We start from the raw sequence: 23,561 nt of genomic DNA on the forward strand, positions 1-23,561 counted from the left end.
AAATACGATATAATTGATGAAATATAGTGCATATAAATTCGCACATATAAATAAAGGAGCGATTTTGTTGACTGAACTCGAGAAAAAAGAACCTGTATCCATTGTGAAAGATAATAATGTAGAAGTAGTAGTTGATACAGTTATAAAAGATGAAGAATTAGAGGAACTAAATAAAGAAGCTGATCTTTATGTACAAAAGTTAAATAGCGAGCAAAATACAGATTTATCAAAAGTATTGTCTCAGCTAGGAGATTTAGGGGATAAAGAGCAACAAGCAGCAGGACAAACGTTATCAGCTTTAAAACGCCCTGTAACAGCGATGATGAATGGGAAAAATGAAGAAATTCCAAATACATTGTTAGAATTACGAAAAGTGGTATCAGAGCTTGATCCCAATTCACTTAAAGCAAGTGGTATGAAGAAAATAATGTTTAAAGTATTCAAGAAAAATCCACTTGAAACATACGTGCATAAATACCAATCTATAGATAAACAAATCGAGGAAATTATTAGATCCCTTCTAATTGGCCGTGATAACTTACAAGAGGATACAGTTGGTCTTGAAATGTTAAAAGAACAATCGCACGATAAAATTCATGCGCTTGATAAACAAGTATACTTAGGGAAAAAGCTTGCTGGCATGCTTGAAGCTGAGAAACAAAACCCAGAGCGTCAAAGAGATATTCCGTTAATTAACGATGCGTTAGAAAAGATACTTGTACGTACACGTAATATGCAGCAAGCGAAAAGTGTATTATTACAATCGATAGCTTCTGTAGACATCATTAAGAAAAATAACGAAAAGTTAACAGAGGCAATACGAAATGCAATTACGATGACGCAAAACGTTGTAACAGTTTCAGCTGCTATTCAGCTAGCATTAACGAATCAACGTAAAACAATTGACGCTGTAAATGCGACGAATGAAGCAATTGAATCGATGGTATTAAGTAATTCTCAAGCGTTAAAACAAAATACAGAAGAGACGACGAAATTGCTTGAAAATCCCGCTATTAGCATGGATAAATTACGTGAATCATTCCAAAATGTGTTCGCTGCAATTGAAGCATCTGAAAAATCGTCAGAACGTATTATCGAGTCAAGTAAGAAGTTCGTTATTGAACTAGACACATTTAATGATGAGATGAAGCAGAAACTCATTCAGCGTCCAAGGAAATAACGGATTATTAGAGGAGGTGAACAAATGAGTTTCATTCAAACAGTACTATTACTACTCGGTACATTGCTTTTAATAGCATTTACTGTTGTTGTTTTAGTCGTATATTTCGGACGGAAGTTGTATTTTTCATGGGCGAAGCCATATAAAAGAGCGCAAGATTCTTTAGATAAGTTATCAAACAAATCAATACCGTTTCTACAAGAATTTACACAACATCCACTGTTTTATCGCTGGATTCGCACTGAAGGAAAGAAAGAACAAAATACATTAAATACTCTATTTTGTGCATCAGGTCAACGTACGAGAGAACAAGTCTTCTCGATGTTACCGAAAGAAAAGCAGAAAAAAGTGCATGTAATGGCAAAAACTACGAAAAAGTTTACGAATGAAGATATCGATGTGGCTGCGATGAAAGTGAAAGATTTCTTAAGACAAGAAACACAACAAACTGTAAAACCGACAGACTTATCATTTTACAAATTGTATTTTTATGACCGTTATCCAGACGCATTAAATACAATTCAAGCGTATAAACGCTCAATAAATCCTTCATTACAAAGAACGGTTGATGATATTACAATTTCAGTATTGAATGCACTTCCGTACTATCAAGAGCAACGCATGTTTGAACAACAACATAAACTTGAAACGTTCTTAATGAAAGATTTAACGGCCATGTTATCGTTGGTAGTACAATTACCACCTTCACAAAGACCAGAGAAGGAAGAAGAATTGAAAATCTACTTGGAAAATTTCCAAAAAGAAATGGAAGTAGTAGAGCGAGATATTCGCGACTCAATTGATCACGATTTAAATGTGAAGATGAGAGCAGCGACTGAGAAGTTTAAGAATAAATAGAAGAGATCGCCTAAAAAGTTGAATGTTTCAGCTTTTAGGCGTTTTTTTTGTGAGTTGAGAGAGTGTAATCTTTTGTGAAATTGTATATACAAACGTTAATAAGTGGTAAAATATAGAGTGTTTTTTTATACTTTGTGTAAACAATTATTATAAAAGGGGTATGATATTGTGCTAATTGAGTTAGTCATACTATTTGTAATTCTATTTTTATTTCTTGGCTACCCTATTAGTAAAGCATGGGATAGTTTCCAATTGAAGAAGGAGAATTCCTCAAGTATACTAAAGTTCGAGCCACAGGAAATATTATCAATAGGTTTGAGTTATTTTATCTTTGGTTTAGGTATTATGTGGAATGCAAATGATGTAAGAGCAGGAATACCATTACATAAATTCGAAAAGAACGGAATGATGTCTGATCAATATGCTTCTTTAGCACATGACCACATTGCGATAGTAGTTCTTTTAGTTATTTTAGGTGGAGTTTCGTATTGGAGATTAACAACAGGCTTAATAAAACTTTCACCAATATTTTATATTTTTTATAGTACTTTAATGATAGTAAACATTGTATATACATTCATCTATATTACTCATACAGGCTCTGCTTTTTATACGGAATTAGGAGGATTGAGATACATTCCAGTCTTTTGTATTCAAGTTGGAATGCTTGCATTTAGTCTATTATTCTTAGCTAAATTAAGAAATACATTAGGTTATTTCATACAATCTCAGAATGAGAAAGATTATACGCAGAGCAACAGAATTATATTATTGCTGTATCGCATTTCTTTTGGATATCAAAAAATGGCTACAGTCTGGATGATAAGTTTATTTCCTGTCTTGTTAATTGTTCAATTTATTTTAATACTGTTTGGCCAAAAACCAGATAGTTTTATAAGAGTGTTTATGGAAACAAGTAGTTTTAATTATTCTAAGATTCCCGCCCCAAGTCCTCAAATTGTCTCCGGGGATGGGCATTATTTATGTACAGTTTCTGTGAAAGGTCATAAAAACATCGTTAAGCCATTACGAGCAGGAATTAGGCATGGGGAAAGAATTACAGTTAATCGACAGTTATTAATTGCGAACGCTTTTGAAAATGTAATTGAGGAGCGGGTACCAAAATGTCATAAAGTTATTCGTAATTTTTATGATAAATACGGTTATCCAATTAGTAAACATATTAATACGAAATGGTCGGCTGATTTTGTTTATATTTTAATGAAGCCACTAGAATGGTTCTTCTTATTTGTACTTTACACAGTAGATAAAAACCCTGAGAATAGAATTCATATTCAATATAGTGAACTACGAAAATAAAAGTAAGAGCCCGCATTCAAAAAAATGCGGGCTCTTACTTTTATTTTGCTTGAATAGTAGATTTACTAGAAGCCACACTTTCATTATGCAATCGATCAACTGCAGTTACGACATACGTATACGTTTCTCCAGAAATAGCGGTTTTATCTACATAAATTTCTCCAAGTTTTGTTTTTCTTACAGTAGTAAGTAAATTTTTGGGGTTTTGTATATCTACTTCATTTTTCCCATTCGTGCGGTAAATAGCGTAATAAGCAGAATCATTATCTCTATTGTCAATGATACCGATTGCAATACCTTCATTTCTTGGAATGGCACCTTTTAAAGTCGGTTGTTTTGGTGGATCATGATCAAGCCAAGGCATAGGTGGGATTAATGCAGGATATTTATATATGTCTTTTGAGAGTCGATCTTTAACTCCAAGTGGATTGTTATTAATATCTTTTAAGCTAAAATGCATACTACCTTTTATTTCAGGATATAGCCGGTTTAATGCAATTTGTCTCGGATATTCTTCTGGATCAGACCAAGCAGGGACGGAGTTATTATTAATTTTATAGGCCGCTTGACCGATGTATAGGTGAATCGGTTTGTTATTTGTTTCTTTAACCCACCAATCTACTAATATGTCATATGCAGCTGGGGTGAAACCTATATTCCAATATATTTGCGGTGTAATGTAGTCAATATATCCTTTTTGTATCCACTCACGTGTGTCAGCATAAAGGTCATCATAGTTTCTTTGGCCTGCGGTTGTGTTAGAGCCAGTCGGATCGTCAGCTATATTTCGCCATACGCCGAACGGACTAATGCCAAACTTTACATATGATTTTTCTTGTTTTATAGCAGTATTTAAATCTTTTACAAGTTCATTTACATTGTTACGTCGCCAATCTTCTATATTTGTAAATCTACCGTTATTATATGTTTCGTACGTTTTCTGATCTGGAAATTCTTCACCGGCTACTTTATATGGGTAAAAATAATCATCCATATGCAGCGCATCAATATCGTAATTTTGTACGATTTCTAAAGCACCTTCTGTTATAAATTTTTTCACTTCCGGAATACCAGGATTGTAATATAACTTTCCACCATAAGGTACAACCCAATCGGGATGTTGCCTTGCAGGATGATTATTTGATAATCGATTTATATCGGTATGATTCATCGTTATTCGGTATGGGTTAATCCAAGCGTGGAATTCTATATTTCTTTTATGAGTTTCTTCAATCATAAATGCGAGCGGGTCATAACCAGGATCTTTTCCTTGTGTCCCCGTAATGTATTCAGACCAAGGACCGTAATTTGAAGGATAGAAAGCATCAGCAGTTGGTTTAATTTGTACAACAACTGTATTCATACCAGTGCTTTTTACATCGTCTAATAATCGTATAAATTCTTGTTTCTGTTTTTCAATGGGTAAGCCAGTTTTTGAGGGCCAATCAATATTCAGAACAGATGCAATCCATACAGCACGTAATTCGTGTTTTTTGTATGCAGTATTTACTTCAGCATAAGTAGAGTGAGGGGGAATGAAAGAGAAAGGGATGAACAAGATGACGATACAACATATCATTAATAAACGTTTAACGATCATTTATACGCCTCCTATCATATGATTAGTTAAAATAATATCTGAGGCGAGGTTGACCTTGCAATAGAGAAAATTACATATTGAAACATTAATTTAATAGGGGAAATATTTATAATGAAATTTACTTTCATTATAAATAAATTCATTTACTACTTCATATGCTTGTTAGTAAAGTGAAACTTCCTTTCATTTGAAGGGTAATAAATTATAAGTATAGGAGGATTAACAAATGAAAGTTTTGTTCGTCTGTTCTGGAGGAATGTCCAGTGCAATTGTTGTAAACGCTTTAAAAAAAGAAGCGGAGAAAAATGGTGTGAACATGGAAGTGCATGCAATTGGAACGAATGAGGTAGAGGAAGAAGTAAAGAATGGTTGGGATGTTGTAATGGTTGCACCACAAGTTAGACACCGATTTGACTCTGTAAAAAAATTTGCAGAAGAGGAGTCTATTCCGTGTGGTATCATTCCGCCGCAAGCATATACGCCGCTTGGTGGAGCGACTTTATTAAAGACTGTAAATGATTTAATTCGTTAGGGGGAACCGTTATGAATAAGTTTGTCACGTTTCTTGATAAAAACTTATCTGGACCGATGGCAAGACTTTCTGAACAGAGACATTTACAAGCAATCCGTGATGGAGTTATTTCAGCATTACCATTTATCATCGTAGGAAGTTTCTTTTTAATCGTAGCATTTCCACCATTACCGAAAGATAGTTTCATATCCGTTTGGGCATTAAAGAATCAAACAAGTATATTAATACCATATCGTTTAACTATGTTTATTATGTCTTTATATATAGCATTTGGAATAGGATATAATTTAGCGAAGAGTTATAAGTTAGATGCTTTATCGGGAGCTCAGCTTGCAGTATGTTCACTACTTTTAACATTAACTCCTGAATTAATTGATAAAAAAGGATTCATGCTTCCGATGACAAATCTCGGAGGGCATGGACTATTTGTGACTATGATTGTTTCTATTTTATCAGTTGAGATTTTAAGGTTTTGTAAGAAGAACAACGTAACGATTAAAATGCCAGAACAAGTACCACCGTCAGTATCGCGTTCGTTTGAAGCACTTATACCTGCAGCATTCGTTATTATTATAATGAGTCTAGTAACTGTCGTTTTTAGCATTGATTTACACCATGTTGTTGATAAATTAGCAGCACCATTAGTAAAAGCTGGGGATAGTTACTTCGGTGTAATTATTCCAGTGTTTTTAATTACGTTTTTTTGGTCATTTGGAATCCATGGTGTGTCGGTTGTTGGAACTGTTGCTCGGCCATTATGGGAAGTATATCTAGGGAAAAATGGTGAAGCAGTTGCTAGTGGAGCAGATCAGTTGCCATTTATTTCACCAGAGCCGTTATATCAATGGTTTATATGGATTGGCGGTTCTGGTGCGACGTTAGGGCTTGTATTAGCTATGATTGTATTTGGTCGATCGAAATATTCGAAAGCATTATCAAGAACTTGTATTGTTCCGGGTATTTTTAATATTAATGAACCAGTCATATTCGGACTACCGATTGTACTAAATCCAATTTTAATTATCCCATTTATCATTACACCACTTGTAACAGCAACTGTTGCATATTCAGCAACTGCGATGGGATTTGTAACACCAACGCATATTATGCCGCCATGGACACTACCTGCTCCAATTGGTGCATATTTAGCAACAGGTGGAGATTGGCGTGCGATTGTATTAGTTTTTATAAATATAGCAATATCGTTCCTTATTTATTTACCATTCTTTAAAATGTACGACAAAAATATGCTTGAAATTGAAAAAAATGGTGACGGGGAATCTGTTAATCCTTAATCTGCACGCTGTTATTTTGAGTGATAGACTTTTTGTCTATCACTTCTTTCACATTAAAACTAGAAAGGGGGAAATAGAATGAATATAAAATTTAGTTATAAAGGCGTATTTTTATTATTATTTGGAGTGATTTGTGCAAATTTACTTTTTGTCCCTTTATTAGGCATGCTAAACCTATCACAAATGCATAGTATATGGCTCGTTACAAGTATTGCGGCAAGCGTTTTGCTTACGGTAGTTGTTTCTTTCATTGATGGATCGTTTGCATCGAAAGCTCAGTTGTTTTTTAGATTTATATTGTTTTCGATTGGTTGTACGTTCGTTACTTACATGCTTGTTTTTTAGTAAATAGGAGGTCATGCACGTTATGTATATTGCAGGGATAATGTCTGGTACTTCATTAGATGGAATAGATGTAGCGCTCGTTCATATAGAAGGAAGTGGTGTAGATTCTAAAATCGAACTCATCCATTTTACTACTGTTCCATTTTGTAATGATATGAAAAATGAGATCCAACAAGCGTTATCAATTGAAACTTCGAATGTCCAACTTATATGTAGTTTAAATTTTAAACTTGGTTTATTCTTCGCCAATGCTGTAAAGGAAGTTTGTAAAGAGGCCAATTTTCCTTTGAGACAATTAGATTTAGTAGGCTCTCACGGACAAACGATTTATCATCAGCCAAAGCAAGAAGGGAATATTATTTCTTCAACATTGCAAATTGGGGAACCAGCAGTAATAGCATATGAAACGAACACGACGGTTATCTCGAATTTCCGAACGATGGACATGGCGGCAGGGGGACAAGGTGCACCACTTGTACCATATTCAGAGATTATTTTATATCGGCATCAAACTAAAAATAGACTACTACAAAATATTGGTGGGATTAGTAATGTTACAGTGGTTCCAAGTAAACGAAGTAAAGAGAGTGTTATTGCTTTCGATACTGGACCAGGCAACATGGTAATCGATGAAGTATGTCAAAGATTATTTCATGTACCATATGATCAAAATGGTTGGATTGCAAAGCAGGGGGTAGTTGTAGATGAAATTTTAACATACTGTATGAACCATCCATTTTTGAACATAAAACCACCAAAATCAACAGGTAGAGAACAGTTTGGAGAAGCGTTTGTGACTGAATTATTGAATCGATTTAAAAAGCATAGTAAAGAAAATATATTGGCAACTGTCACGATGTTTACAGCATGTTCAATTGTTCATCATTATAAGGCGTTTATTTTGCCGTATTATGAAATTGATGAGGTGATTTTAGGTGGTGGTGGAAGTTATAATAATACACTTGTTGAAATGTTACGGAATGGATTAAGAGAAGAGAAATGTAGCATATGTATACAAGAAGATATTGGTCATTCTTCAGCAGCGAAAGAAGCAATTGCATTTGCTATTTTAGCAAACGAAACGTATCATCGTAATCCGAGTAATGTGCCGAGCGCAACAGGTGCTAAGAATTCCGTAATTTTAGGGAATATAACATTCCCTCCATACGCAGATGAAAATGAGGCGAACATATGAAGTATATGATTGGAGTAGATGGCGGGGGAACGAAGACCGAGGCAATTGCATTTGATAAAGACGGAAATGAACTTGTAAGAGCTACCAGTGGTTTTGGAAACATATTAATAGATTTTGAAGAAGCTCTTGTGCATATTATGGAAGCAATTAATCAATGCCAGAAGAGTTTAATAAATGGGCATTGCATTTGTGTTTGTTTAGGATTAGCTGGTATAAGCGGAGCGAATACAAATGAATTAACATTACGTTTAAAAAAGAAATATGGAACAAAAATTGAAATTTTTAATGATGCAATGATCGCACATGCAGCTGCTTTAAAAGGTAAGGATGGAATATTAACTATAGGTGGTACAGGTGCAATTTGTATCGGAAAGAAAGAAGAAGTATATCAGTATAGCGGTGGATGGGGACATATTTTAGGAGATGAGGGGAGCGGATATTGGATTGCATTACAAGCTTTAAAGAAAATGGCAATTCAGTTCGATCAAGGAATCAGTCTTTGTCCATTGAGTTTGAATATTCAAAGGCAGTTTCAACTTTTGACACCGTCTCATATAAAAAGCTTAGTATATACTTCTTCTAAAGATAAAATTGCAGCAATCGCGCCATTAGTTATTCAGGAAGCGAGAAATGGCAATGATGATGCGCATGAAATTATGATGCAAGCTGGAAAGGAATTAGCAAGGATTACAGTAAATGTTTATAACAAGTTGAACTTTAAGTACTCAACGCCAATTGCAGTAAGTGGCAGTATATTGCGTTTAGTTCCTGAAATATTTGCTGTATTTCAGAAATGCTGTGAAGAAAGTATGAAAGAAATTAGATTCGTAGCACAAGCAGAAATGGCAGTGAAAGGAACATATTATTTAATGAGGGATATATATTTTAAAAAATAGTGTATGAGAATTTTTGTATGATTTGTAAAAATATGATGTTAAAATGTATAAAGGGATGTATGTTAAAAACGTACAATATACGTAGTAATTGAATATTGTATATGTATTCCCATGTAGAAAGTGAATGATTACATGATTAATAGTATGCAGTTTTTATATTTGGTGGCTTCTTATTTAATTGGAAACATATTGACCGCTTATATAGTAACAAAATTGAGACATAACGTTGATATTAGGGATGAAGGAAGCGGAAATCCTGGCGCAAGAAATATGGGGCGCGTATATGGAAAAAGGTATTTCATCGCTACATTTTTAGGTGATGCGATTAAAGGGGCAATAGTTGTTGCTGTAGCAAAATCTCTTTTTAAAGATCCTACATTCGTAATGTTAACATTATTGGCCGTTATTATTGGACATATTTACCCAGTTTTATTTAAAGGCAAGGGCGGTAAAGGTATTTCAACATTTATAGGAGGACTAATCGCATTTGATTATTTGATAGCGCTTACCCTCTTAGGCATTTTTATTGTATTTTATTTAATATTTAAAGGGTTTACGAAGCCAGGACTAATTACGATTGCTTGTTTACCAATTTGTATGATTCTTTATTCTTATTCTATTGTTACCACTATATTAAGTGGAATGATTATTGTACTTATTCTATATGTAAATCGAGAATAAAATGAATGTTTAATAAGTGGAGATAATCTCCACTTATCATTTTTTATTAAATAGATAAAGGAGATAAGGCATGGGGTTAATTTATAAAGTTGCTGATCAAGATTGGGAATTTGAAAGTATACATAAATTAAATTATAAAACTTTTGTGGAAGAGATACCACAACATGAAGAAACGAAAGACCGGTTTCGTATAGATCGGTTTCATAAAGAAAATACATATTTAATTTGTTTAGATGAGGATAGATTAGTAGGTATGGTCGCAGTGCGGGGAAAACGACCATTCTCGTTAGATTATAAAATCTCAAATTTAGATGTTTATTTGCAAGAGCATGGAGAAAAAGTGTATGAAATTCGTTTACTTTCAGTAGAACGTGAATATAGAAATGGAAGAGCGTTGTTAGGATTAATTCGTTTTCTACATCGTTATTTGCTTCTAAACGGATATGAATTAGCACTCATTTCTGCAACAACACGTGAACTAGCTTTATATAAGCAAATGGGATTCAAATCTTTCCATACGTTAGTTGGTACAGAAGAAGCAACCTTCCAGCCAATGTATGTTACTCCTGCTATGTTTGAAGAGTCGAGTGTTGGGGGGATTATGACGAAAGAATATACGTTTTTACCTGGTCCAGTAGATATTGAAGAGAATGTTCGAAAGGCATTTTCTACGCGGCCTATTTCGCATCGATCTAAGTCATTTCAAGTGACAATGGACAATGCGAAAAAACGGTTACTTCACATGACAAAAGCAAAACATGTACAGCTTATGTTAGGAACAGGGACGTTAGCAAATGATGCGATTGCTTTACAGTTACGTTCTTTAAAAGGGAAAGGACTAATATTAACAAATGGAGAATTTGGAAATAGATTAGTTGGACATGCAAAACGAGCTTGGTTACATTTTGATACGTATAAAAAAGAAATGGGAGAACCGTTTATTTATAACGAATTAGAAGAAATAATAACAACTGGAAATTATGAATGGCTTTGGTTTGTTCATCATGAAACATCTACTGGAATGTTAAACGATTTAGACGAGTTAAATACTCTTTGTAACGAGAATCAAATGAAACTATGTGTAGATTGTATAAGTTCAATTGGAGCAATACCATTAGACCTGAAAGATGTGTATTTTGCAAGTGGTGTTAGCGGTAAAGCGATTAAATCATATACCGGAATTTCTTTCGTTTTTCATAACCACATTGTAAAAATAAACGAGGCTGTGCCGGCCTATATGGACATTGGCATGTATGAAGAAAATGAAAGCATTCCATACTCACAATCATGGAATTTAATTTACGCATTGCAAGAAGCGTTGAAGAGATTTGAAGATGAAAAGGCATTTGTAAAAATTAAAGAGACATACGATTATGTTGAAGAAGTTATTACTGATATGGGGTTAAAGCTTGTTTCACCTAAAGAACATGCCGCGCCAATTATACTTACTATTGTATTGAGCGAAGATCATTCTTCTAAAGTAGTAGGCGATGCGTTAGCATTACAAGGATACATTGTTCATTATGAGTCATCTTATTTGCAAAAGAATAATTGGATTCAAATTGCATGTTTAAATCATTATAAAGAACGCGATATGAAGAGGATGTTAAATTGTTTGCAAATGTGTTTATTTTAGAGTGGGGTACATATATAAAGACTTTTTCTTTTCGTATAAAGGAGCTAAGACTTACGAAAACTTAGGAATAGAACATTGGAAGAGGTGTAAGTATGATAACTAGAAAACTACCATTACATATAGACGATATTAAAAAAGCTCACAAAATTCTAGATAGAAATGCTCGTAAAACGCCATTAGTAAAATCGTTTTACTTGACTAGTAAAACGGGCGGAGAAATTCATTTGAAATTAGAAAATATGCAATTAACGGGTTCTTTTAAATTTCGTGGCGCATTTAATAAAATGTCGCGGCTCACGGATCAAGAAAAAGAAAGAGGTGTAATTGCATGTTCAGCAGGTAATCATGCACAAGGAGTTGCATTATCTGCTCATTTACTCGGTATTAAGAGTAAAATTGTTATGCCAATTTCTGCACCGCAGGCGAAAGTTGAAGCAACTAAAGGATATGGATCTGAAGTAATTTTACATGGTGAAACCTTTGATGATGCAAAGGCAAAATGTGAAGAAATTATAAGGGAAACAGGTGAAACATACTTACATCCATATGATGATGTAGAGGTAATGGCTGGTCAAGGTACAATTGGATTAGATATTCTTGATGATATGTGGGATGTAGATACTGTCATTGTACCAATAGGTGGAGGCGGAATTATTTCTGGTATTTCTGTAGCATTGAAATCTTTTAATCCATCCATTAATATAATTGGTGTCCAAGCAGATAATGTTCACGGAATGAAGGCATCTTACGATAAAGGCGCAATCGTAGAACATTATGAGGCGCCTACTATTGCAGATGGTTGTGCAGTTAAAATACCAGGCGAATTAACATTTGAAATTGTAAAAGAATTAGTAGATGATATTGTAACTGTATCAGAAAAAGAGCTGGAAGTAGCGATGAAAGATTTATTACAACGTGGGAAAGCTGTTGTAGAAGGTGCAGGTGCGTTAGCAACTGCTGCACTTCTTGCAGGAAAAGTTGATAGCTATACAAAAGGAAAAAAGGTAGTAGCAGTTATATCTGGTGGGAACGTGGACTTACAGCGCATATCGAGTGTATGTGAGCACTTTTTTGTTGCTAATGAAGTAAAATAGTTTTATGAAAGAAGAGCTAAGAGAAATAATCTTAGCTCTTACTTTTTGTCTACCGTTTACTGTAAGTAGCGATAAACTTGCGGAATTTTCCGTTTAATTAATTGTATTATTTAAGCGCCAATTTTTGCACATATCTTTAATGTTACAATAATTATTTCAATATTGTCGAAACGTAAGCAGAAATTTAATATAATAGTCTTAATGTGCTAATGAGCGGTGAGGAGGGCAGGTCATGAATAAAGAAGAACAGGTCATGAACGGTTTCAGGGAATTATATAATAAGCTGGTTTGGCTTAATAAAGATAAGATGGAAGAAGGTCTTAAAGGGTTTAAGTCTTCTGAAGTCCACTGTATTGAATATATTGAAAACAATGCAGATTCTAACGTGACACAACTCGCAGAGGCTTTTTATGTGACTCGTGGTGCTATAAGTAGAATGACTAAGAAGCTCATACAAAAAGGCCTTGTTGAAAGCTACCAAAAGTCAGAAAATAAGAAAGAAATTTATTTTAGGCTCACCGAACAAGGGAAAGAAATTTATAAAATCCATGAAGATCTGCACAAAGAGTTTCAAGAGCGGGATAAAGCTGTATTTGAGCAAGTAACTGAAGAAGAATTCAACAGTATAATTAGCTTTGTGGAAAAGTATAGTAGACATTTGGATGCAGAAATAAAGAAACAAGGTATACATATTAAATCGTAATACATTTTAATAATAAAGTGAAACTTTAATCAGTGGGGTTTTCTTCATCTCCACTGATTATCAGCCCTCACCAATCGGGCTTTTACGGGCAGCCTTACTCTAATGAGAATAGGCTGCTTTTTTATTATTTTATTTTTGTTGACTAATCAACAAAACAGAGTTATTATTTTGTTGACAAAGCAACAAAATCTTTAGGAGAGAAGTTAAATGTCTATATTTAGATCGAAAAATGAAAGGGGAACTGAAAAAAGCATAGATAAACATGCTTTACTATTCGGACTTATTTCTGTATTTCTTTGTGGTATAGGTTTCAGTATCATCATGCCTGTAGTCCCATTCTTAGTACAGCCATATACAAGTAATCCGGAAGAACAAGCATTAGTTGTTACACTACTAACTTCCGTATATGCGGCCTGCGTGTTTTTAGCTGCACCAGTACTCGGAGCTTTAAGCGATAAGTATGGCCGTCGTCCACTACTTTTAATATGCTTATTTGGTTCTGCAATTGGGTACTTAGTTTTTGGAATAGGAGGAGCTTTATGGGTACTATTTGCTGGACGCATAATAGAAGGAATAACAGGCGGGAGCATAAGTACTATCTTCGCATATTTTGCAGACATCATTCCAAAAGAACAGAGAACGAAATATTTTGGATGGGTGAGTGCAGTTGTAGGTGCGGGAACTATCATTGGCCCAACCATTGGGGGGATACTTGCCAAGTTTGGTGATACTGTACCTATATATTTTGGTGCAATCATAACGCTAATAAATGTTGTATATGGGATCAAATATATGCCTGAGAGCCTTGAAAAAAATAATAGGTTGAAAGAGATTACTTTTGTAAGGTTAAATCCTTTTGTACAGCTAGCAAACATACTTTCCATGAAAAATTTAAAGTGGTTACTTGTCTCAGCGTTTTTACTTTGGATACCTAACGGATCTTTACAAGCAATTTTCACGCAATTTACAATGGATACTTTCAGTTGGAAACCTGCATTAATCGGACTTATGTTTTCAATTTTGGGCTTTCAAGACATTGTTTCACAAAGTTTTATAATGCCAAAGCTTTTGATCAAGCTTAGTGATAAACAAATAGCAATTCTTGGGATGGTTTCGGAGATTATAGGATACAGTTTTATTGCGGCATCAGCTTTGTTTTCACTCTATCCACTACTTATCGTTGGGACGCTGATGTATGGTTTTGGGGATTCAATTTTCGGACCTTCATTCAACGGGATGCTTTCAAAGTCTGTCAGTTCTAGTGAACAAGGAAGGATTCAAGGTGGAAGCCAATCTATTCAAGCTTTAGCAAGAATGATTGGTCCTATTCTTGGAGGACAAATCTATGTATCACTTGGTCATACCGCACCTGCTTTTATGGGTATGATTCTTATAGTAGCGGCAATAGCAGTTTTGTATAAGGGGACACATGCAACTGTATAACAGATAGATATAAGAACAAATAAAAGGGAGTCAGAACTTAGGAACAAGTGCTGACGCCTTATTTGTTTACGGTTTGAGAGCTAAGAGAAATACTTTTGTTTAGGGATTTATTCTGCTATGCTCTCATGGTGAAGGGGAATATTCAGTGAGGTGGAACTATCATTAATTACAGTTAGCTTTATTTGAAAGTAAAAAGGTAGGTAAATGACTAGATAATTTCATTATGCTTGTGCTGAAGTAAATAATGATTCCATCTTTACTTTGCTCTTTTCTCGAATTTCAGCATCTGCGTGACTCATAACGTATTTATGCGCTACAGCGATTGCTAAAACATCATCTAATAAGCCAATCCCAATAATAGCAGCTATATCTGGAATGAAATCGATTGTTAATACGTAATAAGATAAAGCGGCTAATATTATGAATTTCGCCTTAGTAGGTAATTCTTTCTTTTTCATTGTGTAGAATAAAATAATACTTTCATATACGCTAGATTTACCGAGGTTTACAGAGCTTTTTTTGAACTTTTTCCAAAGTGTCTGTTTCTCCATATAAACACTCCTTTTACAAAATATAGATTTTTTAAAAGGATGGACAAAGAAGTGAGAGATTAATCAATTTTATTGTTTTTCTTAATTATATATTTCCATAAAAATAGGGGATTAACTGTTTAAAATAATATAATGTGGATTATACAATGATTCACATTGTTCCGTTACATAGTATATATATTGTAAAATGTATGTGGATGATTTAGTTATTATTATGCATTTTATAAGCGGTATGGGGGAAGAAAAATGAAAATAATAGAACTACCAATTGAATTCGAATTTAACGGGCAAAAACAATGTGTTTATCCAAGTTTAATTATAGTACATAATGAATTAACATTAGTCGATACAGGATATACAAGTTTTTTACCTTTAATTGAAAATGCAATATTAAAACCTGGATATGAGATGAAAAACTTAAAAAATATAATTATTACTCATTATGATGATGATCATCTAGGGGCTTTATATGATTTCAAAGTGAAATATCCTCACATTAATATTATTGCTAGTGAAATTGAATCTAACTATATTAGTGGTGATATAAAATCAGAGAGGTTAGTTCAAGCTGAAGAAATGTTAGAACGTATGCCAAATGAAGAAAAAGAATTTGGTAAATGGTTTATACAACAGTTAAAAAATATAAAACATATTTCCGTCGATGAAAAAGTGCATGATGGTCAAATGATTTTGAATAATGAATGTCAAATAGTAGCGACGCCAGGACATACTTCGGGGCATATTTCATTATATTTTCCGAATTTAGATTGTGTAATTACGGGAGATGCGGCTGTTCAAGAGAATAGTGAGTTAGTAATAGCTAATCCGAATTTTTGTTTAGATATAGAAAAAGCGAAACAGTCTTTAAATAGGATTAAAAGTTTTAAAGCAGCAGAGTATTATTGCTATCATGGAGGAAAGCTTACTGTATAAACTAATGAAAACCGGTCTTTCCTAAATCGAAAAGATCGGTTTTTTAGTTCATATATTTTGCGATTTCGAGCAAATCAGTAACATTATATTTCGGTAAAATTGAAATATATATGTAAAGAAGAATATATAATTTGAGCAAGGGGATAGGGGGAAGAAGATGGGTTCGTTATTTGATGTAATAGCAAATGTTATTTTGTTTTACCCTCGAAGTGACATGAAATTAAAACATCATATCGCAAAATTAAGTGAATTAGAGTGGTTTCGAAATCTACATGAAGATTCGAAGTATACAAGTTTAATTTGGAGTAATAGAAAAATTAAGAAGTATATTTTGAATTCAGCAAATATGGAAGTACTAATAAAATCAGAGAAAAAGCAAAAAGAATTTGTCCATCTAGTACAAGATGAATATAAAAAAAGAAGATAAGAATTTTTTTATTTTTCATATTTAGCGAAACAAATGGTACAATGAAAGCTAATGTGAAAAATAAGGAAAAGAAGTGGTCTATTTGAAAAACTTTTTAGAATTAGGAATTAGTGAAACTTTTAATCATACATTACGTGAAAATGGAATTACAGAAGCAACACCAATTCAAGAGAAGGCAATTCCTGTTATTCTGTCAGGCAAAGATATTATTGGGCAGGCGAAAACAGGAACGGGTAAAACGTTAGCATTCGTGTTACCGATTTTAGAAAAAATCGATCCAGCGTCTAGTGATGTTCAGGCTTTAATTGTTGCACCAACAAGGGAACTAGCACTGCAAATTACAACTGAAATTAAAAAAATGCTTGTTCAAAGAGAAGATATTAATGTACTAGCGATATATGGTGGACAAGATGTTGCGCAACAGTTGAGAAAATTAAAAGGTAATACACATATTGTTGTAGCAACACCGGGACGATTATTAGATCATATACGCCGTGAAACAATTGATTTAAGTAATCTTTCAACAATTGTATTAGATGAAGCGGATCAAATGCTTTATTTTGGTTTCTTATATGATATTGAAGATATTTTAGATGAGACACCAGGTAGTAAACAAACGATGTTATTCTCAGCAACGATGCCAAAAGATATTAAAAAATTGGCGAAGCGTTATATGGATGAACCGCAAATGATTCAAGTACAAAGTGAAGAAGTAACGGTTGATACAATTGAGCAGCGTGTCATTGAGACGACAGACCGTGCAAAGCCAGATGCACTTCGTTTTGTTATGGATCGTGATCAGCCATTTTTAGCTGTTATTTTCTGCCGTACAAAACTTAGAGTAAGTAAACTTTATGATAATTTAAAAGGACTAGGTTATAATTGTGCTGAACTTCATGGTGATATACCTCAAGCGAAACGTGAAAGAGTTATGAAGAGTTTCCGCGAAGCTAAAATTCAGTACTTAATCGCAACGGATGTAGCAGCTCGTGGACTTGATGTAGATGGTGTAACGCACGTATTTAACTTTGATATCCCTGAAGATGTAGAAAGTTATATTCACCGCATTGGCCGAACAGGACGTGCAGGTGGATCAGGTCTTGCAATTACGTTCGTTGCAGCGAAAGATGAAAAACATTTAGAAGAAATTGAAAAAACGCTTGGTGCACCAATACAAAGAGAAATAATTGAACAACCAAAGATAAAACATGTTGATGAAAATGGAAAACCGGTACCAAAGCCGGCTCCGAAGAAATCAGGTCAAAATCGTCAAAGAGATAGCCGCGAAGGTTCAAGAAGTGATTCAAGACGTGATTCCAGAAATAGCTCAAGAAGTGGTTCAAGAAATAGTTCTAGAAATAGTTCTAGAAATGAAAATAACCGATCATTTAATAAGCCAAGTAATAAAAAAGGTAGTACAAAGCAAGGTCAGCAAAGGCGTGGTCGTTAAATAGTTATAATTGTAAAAGAGTCGCAAAATATTGTGGCTCTTTTTTTGTTTGTATACAACAAGGATGATGGCAAGAAAAAACAAAAATTTCATTCACCGTATTTGAAATTTATAAAGGAAATTTTATAGTCCAAAACCATTAGAGCAAGGATATTACTATCATTCAGCAGAACACTTTGATTAAAAGAAAAGGTATTGAAGCGAGCGAGTATTTTCATTACACATTCCGCAATTATCGAAATAGAACAAGAGAAGTTTATGAAGGATTAAACTCGTATTGGTGTACGATTGTTGGAAACTGGAAAACTAATTTGTTAGTTTTGATCGATGAGGAACTCGAGAAGCACCACTGCCATCCTTATGGGGAAATTGCTTATGACGATGAAGGTAATGTAGTGATAATATGCGAAATAAGAAAAAAGGACTAGCAGTCGTACCTGCCGTCCTTTAATAGGAGAAAAAGTAATCTTGTTTAGAACTACGCATAAACAGAAAATCTGCTTGTAATTAGTTTTACCCTAAATATACATGTCTATACAAAAAAGGGATAAGTAAAAGATACTTATCCCCGGAAGGGAAATCCCAAGCACCAAAATGGCTCGTATTGGTCTGCAGGTTCAAAAGTAGTATATGTAAAACGAAAAATCTCATACAAAAAGCAGACAACGATTTTGGTTGTCTGCCAGTGAGCTCAATGAGTTAGCTAATTGTGATAATTTGCATCCCCATTGCGAGAAGAGTGAAGCTGCTAGTTCAAACAGCTTGTTGGTATTATTTTCGATTTCTTAAAAAATATACAGAGAAAGCAGATAAGTGAAGAACCTACCTGCTTTTGCTGTAACAAAAGATAAGAGGTATTAGCCGTGGACACGGCGGCTTGAAAATAGTATGTATTTTTATTTAAAAAATATTCAAGGGGTGAAGAAACATGGAATGTTTAATAAAGGTGTTTGTTTTATTAATCAGTTAATTAATAAAACAAAATAGTTATTTGGGAGAAAGGGAAAATGAATATGAGATGAATTGAAGCTGTTGAAGAATTACTTGAAGTGATGAAAGAATGCTTTTGGAACGGAACATCTTTAAAGGGGAAGCTAATGATTTTAATATTGTATCTTGGCTGATTGAAAAAGCGACGCGTAAAACAAAATAAAGATTTCATTTTGTAGCAATGGAGAATAGATATGTGTACTTATTGGGGGAAAGTAGATAAAGAGTTCTTTAAGAGGCAAGAACCGGAACAAAATAAAAGAGCGGCTAGCAAAAGCTAACTGCTCAATACTCAATACAAGGAGATACAGAGAAGACTACTTTAAATGAATGTTGGCATACAGCCTACATACAGTATTGACCGAATGTTTATTTTAAATTCAATTTATTTAAAGTAAACATCCCAACAGATAAAATGGTTGCGCCTGCTACAGAACCTAGCCAGTCTCTCCAACCTAATGTATTTAAAGATGCATCTGTTAAATCCGTAATTAAGAAGATAGCAAACATTAATACACCAAATGTTAAGCATCCCCAAAATGTTTGCAAATATTTAATCATCTTCTTTCGGAATTTGCTCATATAAATCACCCTTATTAATAATTTATATTTTTATAAATAAATTATCGCATGTGCAAAAATTAAAAGTGCGAAATATGCAATATTACATATTGGAACTCAACAAAATACTCCATTGATAAGTACATAGATCGAACGGAGGGGAACCGTATCGTATGAATCAATTGTCATTTTTTGAAGTCATCGATGTAAAGGAGATGCGCTGACTTGTGGTGAAGGAGCTGAAAAACTACAAAGTGTTGTGCGTCTGGATAAAGAATCGAGAAAAATAGGATCAAGCGGAGGGCATCGTTCTTTTCCTAAAATGAAAGGTGACGATAAGAAACATGAGATACGTTTTAAACAAATTGAGCGGACGTTAAAAAATAAAAATTTATAAAGGAAATGGAAAGTATGGTGTTGTATATGTACGGTAATAGGAAACTTTTTGCAAACTAAACATATAATTTTAATAGACCGACAGTCGGTCGGGTGGGAAGGAGAACTTGAATGCGAATTGTAAAGGAGTATGAGGAGCGTAGAAAGGAAATTTTAGAAACAGCTGAGCTTTTGTTTCTTACGAAAGGTTATACGAAAACAACCGTGAATGATATTTTAAAAGAAATTGGTATAGCAAAGGGGACGTTTTATCATTATTTTAAGTCGAAGGAGGAAGTAATGGATGAAATCATTATGAGGATTATTAAAGAGGATGTCACTAAGGCGAAAAGGATTGTCTCCAATCCCGATATCCCCGTTTTAGATAAGTTATTTAAAATTTTAATGGAACAATCACCAAAATCAGGAGATGTAAAAGAAAAAATGATCCAACAATTCCATCAACCAAATAATGCAGAAATGCATCAGAAAAGTTTAGTGCAATCCATTATACATTTATCTCCTGTATTAACGGAAGTTTTAGAGCAAGGAATAGAAGAAGGCATATTTTATACTCCATACCCACAAGAAACAATTGAATTATTACTCTCTTCAGCACAAGTCATATTTGATGATGGTTTATTCCAGTGGAAAACGGAAGAAATGATGAGAAGAGCTAAGGCTTATATTAAAATGATGGAAGTATCTGTTGGAGCGAAAGAAGGGTCCTTTAATTATATGATCGAGGTTTTAATGAAACAGAAATAGCTTTTTTCTGTTTGGGTATTATAGACCGGCAGTCGGTCTATGCTAAATGAAGGATGTGATGAGGATGCCAGCAAGTATTCAATCTTCCTTGAAAGATTTTCACTTAATGGTAAGTGGTCAAATTATTACTATTTTAGGTTCAACACTATTACGTTTTGCACTGTCTTTATATGTGCTAGATATAACAGGACGTGCCGATATATTTGCAGGGTTATATGCCGTAACGAGTATCCCGTTTTTGTTAGCTCCTCTTGGCGGAGCGATAGCAGATCGTTTCAACCGCCGTAATGTAATGGTCATTTTGGATTTTATAAACGCTGCTATTGTATTAAGTTTTATAGTTTTGTTATTAACTGAATCGATATCTATTTTATTGATTGGAACAATTATGTTTTTACTAGCAGTCGTTAGTGCAATGTACGCACCAGTTGTTATGGCAAGTATTCCGCAATTAGTTCCAGAGAAAAAGTTAGAACAAGCAAACGGTATCATAAATGGTGTGCAAGCATTATCTAATATAGTTGCTCCTGTATTAGGAGGAATATTGTATGGCATAATTGGTTTGAAAATGCTCGTAATAACAAGTTGTCTTGCTTTCTTTTTATCTGCGATTTTAGAAATGTTTATTACAATGCCATTTATAAAAAGAATACAGGAAGGCCATATCGTACCTACACTTGTAAAAGATATGAAAGAAGGTTTTCTTTATGTTTTAAAGCAACCTTTTATTTTGAAGGCTATGTTACTTGCAGCTTTACTAAACTTAATTTTGACACCGTTATTTGTTGTCGGAGGACCTATTATGTTACGAGTAACTATGCAGAGTAGCGATATGATGTATGGAATTGGAATGGGATTAATTGATTTTGCAACCATATTAGGGGCATTGTCAATCGGTTTCTTTGCTAAAAAGTTACAGATGAAAAGATTATATAATTGGATGTTTATCATAGCTTTATTAGTAATACCAGTGGCACTATCAGTTACACCGTTTACTCTTAATTTAGGATACTATCCACCATTTATCCTCTTTATATTTTCTTCTCTTCTAATCGCAATGATTATGACAATTGTATCCATCTATGTGATTACTGTAGTCCAAAAGAAAACACCAAATGAAAATCTAGGAAAAGTAATGGGAATTATAACAGCGGTATCTCAATGTATGGCACCAATTGGGCAAGTCGTATATGGTTTTATGTTTGAAGGATTCAGTACGAAAATTTATTTACCTATATTAGCTATTAGTTTCATAATGATAATAATAGCGGTGGTGACGAAGAAAATATTAAGAAATGAAGGGAACTAGCTTCATATGCTTAGAGTATTAGCGAAACCCAATCCTAATCAATTCTTCATCATTTATTTCAATTACGAATCTATATTCTTTGTCTAATAGCCAGTAATAAAAACTGACTGCATCAACGTCAACTAGTGATTGGAATACTTTATCAAGATTTGTACTTACTACAGGGATTTCATAGTTATCCCATATTATAAAAATCTGTTCGTCAAAATCTAGTTGGTTTGCTCTAATAAGGGAAATTAGTTGTTCTTTGTTCGAAGCTATGAATTGATTATCTATCTGTTCCCAATATATTCTTCCCGAGACAGTTATAGGAAATGAATTCATTAAAATAGTAGCAATCTGCTGGCTTTTTTCTTGGGAGAAAATGAGAGTTTCGTTTCCTAGGGATTCAAGGCATTCACTAAACAAAGGGTTTGTGTCATTGTTGTTTTTGGTTTTCAGTGCTCTTAACTTTTGTCGCAATTTCCATTGTCTTGACGATCTATCATCCATTTTTAACATTCCTTATACAATTATTTAAGAATGAGTATAGCATATAAGGGAAGTCTTTATGAAAAGGAACTTTTTAAATATAAATTAAACAAAAGCGTTATTTGAAAAAAAAGCCTTTTAAGGAAAGATAAGAGGCCATCAAAAAATATAACAACATAAAAAAATATATTATGTTTATACAATTTGAAAAGTTGATGGAAATAATAAAATGTATAAAATTCTTATAAAAAAAGCCCTAGGATTAGGGGATCTAGGGCTTCCTCTGTTGGTATATCTCACACGACATTATAAAAAGAAAAGAACTTAATGAAGATAACACATGAATGTTTCGTAAATGTATCAAAAAAAGTGAACAAAAGCGTTATTTTAAGGAGCATGATATATCATCAAGGGCTTTATAAATATAACTATACATTCGGTAAAAGAGATATCTTGGATTGTATTTTTGTTTCCAGTTCATAATAAGTCCCCCTTATACAAATAGTTTAATTATATTATACAGTTATTAATGCGAATGTTAAGAAACCTTGATATGAATTAAGGTGAATTTAAACAAGTTACAACGAACAGTGGACCTAAGGGATAGAAGAGAAAATAAAGGATGTTTGTCTTCGGCATAAATTACGATATGGATATCGAAGAGTGACCGCAACTCTTCGGAAAATGGGGCTGTGTGTAAATCATAAAAAAGTATTATGAATCATGAGGCAAAATCAGATTCTCTCAAAAGTTGGTCGAAAGAAAAAGAAATATATCAGTGGTGCGGAGCCAGTAGTAGCCCCTCATCGATTGGAACGCCAATTCGATGCATCCGCACCAAATGAAAGGTGGTTTAGGTATTTTGATAGGTGTCCCGTTTTAGGGGTTCACTTCAAAATGTAGGAGTTTTTTCTTTGTTTGAAAGTTCAAAAAGATATATAATAATTT

Annotated in this window: 22 protein-coding genes and 1 pseudogene; 19 read left to right on the forward strand and 4 right to left on the reverse strand. The window is 33.8% G+C overall.

Annotation, left to right across the window (positions count from 1 at the left end):
* The first annotated feature begins 67 nt into the window (after positions 1–67).
* The 3 genes from ACTFRH_RS08305 (at position 68) to ACTFRH_RS08315 (ending at position 3,358) form a co-directional block, all read left to right on the forward strand.
* Positions 68–1,180, forward strand: coding sequence for a toxic anion resistance protein (locus tag ACTFRH_RS08305; protein WP_000137407.1), 1,113 nt, complete (start codon positions 68–70; stop codon positions 1,178–1,180).
* Between the two features lie 24 nt (positions 1,181–1,204).
* The gene (locus tag ACTFRH_RS08310; protein ID WP_000008360.1) at positions 1,205–2,038 is read left to right on the forward strand and encodes a DUF3974 domain-containing protein; all 834 of its coding nucleotides are present in this window, start codon (positions 1,205–1,207) and stop codon (positions 2,036–2,038) included.
* 168 nt (positions 2,039–2,206) lie between these two features.
* Positions 2,207–3,358 (forward strand): DUF6688 domain-containing protein, encoded by a 1,152-nt coding sequence (locus ACTFRH_RS08315; RefSeq protein WP_000904387.1) that lies wholly within the window; start codon positions 2,207–2,209, stop codon positions 3,356–3,358.
* Positions 3,359–3,398: 40 nt separating this feature from the next.
* Here the strand turns inward: ACTFRH_RS08315 and ACTFRH_RS08320 are convergent, their stop codons facing one another.
* On the reverse strand, positions 3,399–4,958 hold the full coding sequence (locus ACTFRH_RS08320; RefSeq protein ID WP_000636013.1) for a glycoside hydrolase family 10 protein: 1,560 nt from the start codon (positions 4,956–4,958) through the stop codon (positions 3,399–3,401).
* Between the two features lie 226 nt (positions 4,959–5,184).
* Here ACTFRH_RS08320 and ACTFRH_RS08325 point away from each other — a divergent pair, with 226 nt between their 5' ends.
* The 10 genes from ACTFRH_RS08325 (at position 5,185) to ACTFRH_RS08370 (ending at position 14,778) form a co-directional block, all read left to right on the forward strand.
* Positions 5,185–5,490, forward strand: a complete 306-nt coding sequence (locus ACTFRH_RS08325; RefSeq protein WP_000865909.1) for a PTS sugar transporter subunit IIB — start codon at positions 5,185–5,187, stop codon at positions 5,488–5,490.
* 11 nt (positions 5,491–5,501) lie between these two features.
* The gene (locus tag ACTFRH_RS08330) at positions 5,502–6,785 is read left to right on the forward strand and encodes a PTS sugar transporter subunit IIC (RefSeq protein ID WP_001032293.1); all 1,284 of its coding nucleotides are present in this window, start codon (positions 5,502–5,504) and stop codon (positions 6,783–6,785) included.
* 78 nt (positions 6,786–6,863) lie between these two features.
* Positions 6,864–7,130, forward strand: a complete 267-nt coding sequence (locus ACTFRH_RS08335) for a hypothetical protein (protein WP_001021965.1) — start codon at positions 6,864–6,866, stop codon at positions 7,128–7,130.
* A gap of 22 nt (positions 7,131–7,152) precedes the next feature.
* Entirely contained in the window at positions 7,153–8,325 is a 1,173-nt protein-coding gene (gene anmK / locus ACTFRH_RS08340) for an anhydro-N-acetylmuramic acid kinase AnmK (protein ID WP_000274953.1), read from the forward strand.
* A complete protein-coding gene (locus tag ACTFRH_RS08345; protein WP_000876584.1) occupies positions 8,322–9,221 on the forward strand; it encodes a BadF/BadG/BcrA/BcrD ATPase family protein in 900 nt (299 codons plus the stop codon). The genes anmK and ACTFRH_RS08345 overlap by 4 nt, the downstream gene beginning before the upstream one ends.
* Before the next feature lie 132 nt (positions 9,222–9,353).
* Entirely contained in the window at positions 9,354–9,902 is a 549-nt protein-coding gene (gene plsY, locus ACTFRH_RS08350) for a glycerol-3-phosphate 1-O-acyltransferase PlsY (RefSeq protein ID WP_000610877.1), read from the forward strand.
* 70 nt (positions 9,903–9,972) lie between these two features.
* Positions 9,973–11,538, forward strand: a complete 1,566-nt coding sequence (locus tag ACTFRH_RS08355) for an aminotransferase class V-fold PLP-dependent enzyme (RefSeq protein WP_000523053.1) — start codon at positions 9,973–9,975, stop codon at positions 11,536–11,538.
* Positions 11,539–11,630: 92 nt separating this feature from the next.
* Positions 11,631–12,632, forward strand: a complete 1,002-nt coding sequence (gene tdcB, locus ACTFRH_RS08360; protein ID WP_000632956.1) for a bifunctional threonine ammonia-lyase/L-serine ammonia-lyase TdcB — start codon at positions 11,631–11,633, stop codon at positions 12,630–12,632.
* Between the two features lie 232 nt (positions 12,633–12,864).
* Entirely contained in the window at positions 12,865–13,335 is a 471-nt protein-coding gene (locus ACTFRH_RS08365; RefSeq protein WP_001030902.1) for a MarR family transcriptional regulator, read from the forward strand.
* 207 nt (positions 13,336–13,542) lie between these two features.
* The gene (locus ACTFRH_RS08370) at positions 13,543–14,778 is read left to right on the forward strand and encodes an MFS transporter (RefSeq protein ID WP_000021789.1); all 1,236 of its coding nucleotides are present in this window, start codon (positions 13,543–13,545) and stop codon (positions 14,776–14,778) included.
* 221 nt (positions 14,779–14,999) lie between these two features.
* Here the strand turns inward: ACTFRH_RS08370 and ACTFRH_RS08375 are convergent, their stop codons facing one another.
* Positions 15,000–15,329, reverse strand: a complete 330-nt coding sequence (locus ACTFRH_RS08375; protein ID WP_000415090.1) for a YkvA family protein — start codon at positions 15,327–15,329, stop codon at positions 15,000–15,002.
* A gap of 246 nt (positions 15,330–15,575) precedes the next feature.
* On the opposite strand from ACTFRH_RS08375, the gene ACTFRH_RS08380 reads away from it, so the two are divergent.
* From ACTFRH_RS08380 to ACTFRH_RS08390, 3 genes are all read left to right on the forward strand, one after another.
* Entirely contained in the window at positions 15,576–16,262 is a 687-nt protein-coding gene (locus tag ACTFRH_RS08380) for an MBL fold metallo-hydrolase (RefSeq protein WP_000691177.1), read from the forward strand.
* A gap of 157 nt (positions 16,263–16,419) precedes the next feature.
* Entirely contained in the window at positions 16,420–16,689 is a 270-nt protein-coding gene (locus tag ACTFRH_RS08385) for a hypothetical protein (RefSeq protein WP_000535042.1), read from the forward strand.
* 73 nt (positions 16,690–16,762) lie between these two features.
* Positions 16,763–18,139, forward strand: coding sequence for a DEAD/DEAH box helicase (locus ACTFRH_RS08390; RefSeq protein WP_003301266.1), 1,377 nt, complete (start codon positions 16,763–16,765; stop codon positions 18,137–18,139).
* 1,359 nt (positions 18,140–19,498) lie between these two features.
* On the opposite strand, the gene ACTFRH_RS08395 is transcribed toward ACTFRH_RS08390, so the two are convergent.
* The gene (locus ACTFRH_RS08395) at positions 19,499–19,711 is read right to left on the reverse strand and encodes a hypothetical protein (protein ID WP_000033163.1); all 213 of its coding nucleotides are present in this window, start codon (positions 19,709–19,711) and stop codon (positions 19,499–19,501) included.
* A 486-nt stretch (positions 19,712–20,197) separates the two neighbouring features.
* On the opposite strand from ACTFRH_RS08395, the gene ACTFRH_RS08400 reads away from it, so the two are divergent.
* The gene (locus ACTFRH_RS08400) at positions 20,198–20,833 is read left to right on the forward strand and encodes a TetR/AcrR family transcriptional regulator (protein ID WP_001223564.1); all 636 of its coding nucleotides are present in this window, start codon (positions 20,198–20,200) and stop codon (positions 20,831–20,833) included.
* Between the two features lie 64 nt (positions 20,834–20,897).
* A complete protein-coding gene (locus ACTFRH_RS08405; protein WP_001111725.1) occupies positions 20,898–22,142 on the forward strand; it encodes an MFS transporter in 1,245 nt (414 codons plus the stop codon).
* A gap of 18 nt (positions 22,143–22,160) precedes the next feature.
* Here ACTFRH_RS08405 and ACTFRH_RS08410 read toward each other — a convergent pair whose 3' ends face one another.
* Positions 22,161–22,634, reverse strand: coding sequence for a CDI toxin immunity protein (locus tag ACTFRH_RS08410; RefSeq protein ID WP_000342731.1), 474 nt, complete (start codon positions 22,632–22,634; stop codon positions 22,161–22,163).
* A 582-nt stretch (positions 22,635–23,216) separates the two neighbouring features.
* Here ACTFRH_RS08410 and ACTFRH_RS08415 point away from each other — a divergent pair.
* Positions 23,217–23,468: pseudogene (locus ACTFRH_RS08415) on the forward strand (IS3 family transposase); the annotation flags it as partial.
* Positions 23,469–23,561 lie beyond the last annotated feature (93 nt).

Origin of the sequence: Bacillus cereus group sp. MYBK216-1 (assembly GCF_051916495.1) — a bacterium.
Lineage (GTDB): Bacteria > Bacillota > Bacilli > Bacillales > Bacillaceae_G > Bacillus_A > Bacillus_A thuringiensis_K.

Coding starts and splice junctions, on each gene's coding strand:
- ACTFRH_RS08310 (WP_000008360.1), top strand. CDS start 1,205: ATGAGTTTCATTCAAACAGTACTATTACTACTCGGTACATTGCTTTTA.
- ACTFRH_RS08320 (WP_000636013.1), bottom strand. CDS start 4,958: ATGATCGTTAAACGTTTATTAATGATATGTTGTATCGTCATCTTGTTC.
- ACTFRH_RS08325 (WP_000865909.1), top strand. CDS start 5,185: ATGAAAGTTTTGTTCGTCTGTTCTGGAGGAATGTCCAGTGCAATTGTT.
- ACTFRH_RS08330 (WP_001032293.1), top strand. CDS start 5,502: ATGAATAAGTTTGTCACGTTTCTTGATAAAAACTTATCTGGACCGATG.
- ACTFRH_RS08335 (WP_001021965.1), top strand. CDS start 6,864: ATGAATATAAAATTTAGTTATAAAGGCGTATTTTTATTATTATTTGGA.
- anmK (WP_000274953.1), top strand. CDS start 7,153: ATGTATATTGCAGGGATAATGTCTGGTACTTCATTAGATGGAATAGAT.
- ACTFRH_RS08345 (WP_000876584.1), top strand. CDS start 8,322: ATGAAGTATATGATTGGAGTAGATGGCGGGGGAACGAAGACCGAGGCA.
- plsY (WP_000610877.1), top strand. CDS start 9,354: ATGATTAATAGTATGCAGTTTTTATATTTGGTGGCTTCTTATTTAATT.
- ACTFRH_RS08355 (WP_000523053.1), top strand. CDS start 9,973: ATGGGGTTAATTTATAAAGTTGCTGATCAAGATTGGGAATTTGAAAGT.
- tdcB (WP_000632956.1), top strand. CDS start 11,631: ATGATAACTAGAAAACTACCATTACATATAGACGATATTAAAAAAGCT.
- ACTFRH_RS08365 (WP_001030902.1), top strand. CDS start 12,865: ATGAATAAAGAAGAACAGGTCATGAACGGTTTCAGGGAATTATATAAT.
- ACTFRH_RS08370 (WP_000021789.1), top strand. CDS start 13,543: ATGTCTATATTTAGATCGAAAAATGAAAGGGGAACTGAAAAAAGCATA.
- ACTFRH_RS08375 (WP_000415090.1), bottom strand. CDS start 15,329: ATGGAGAAACAGACACTTTGGAAAAAGTTCAAAAAAAGCTCTGTAAAC.
- ACTFRH_RS08380 (WP_000691177.1), top strand. CDS start 15,576: ATGAAAATAATAGAACTACCAATTGAATTCGAATTTAACGGGCAAAAA.
- ACTFRH_RS08385 (WP_000535042.1), top strand. CDS start 16,420: ATGGGTTCGTTATTTGATGTAATAGCAAATGTTATTTTGTTTTACCCT.
- ACTFRH_RS08395 (WP_000033163.1), bottom strand. CDS start 19,711: ATGAGCAAATTCCGAAAGAAGATGATTAAATATTTGCAAACATTTTGG.
- ACTFRH_RS08400 (WP_001223564.1), top strand. CDS start 20,198: ATGCGAATTGTAAAGGAGTATGAGGAGCGTAGAAAGGAAATTTTAGAA.
- ACTFRH_RS08405 (WP_001111725.1), top strand. CDS start 20,898: ATGCCAGCAAGTATTCAATCTTCCTTGAAAGATTTTCACTTAATGGTA.
- ACTFRH_RS08410 (WP_000342731.1), bottom strand. CDS start 22,634: ATGGATGATAGATCGTCAAGACAATGGAAATTGCGACAAAAGTTAAGA.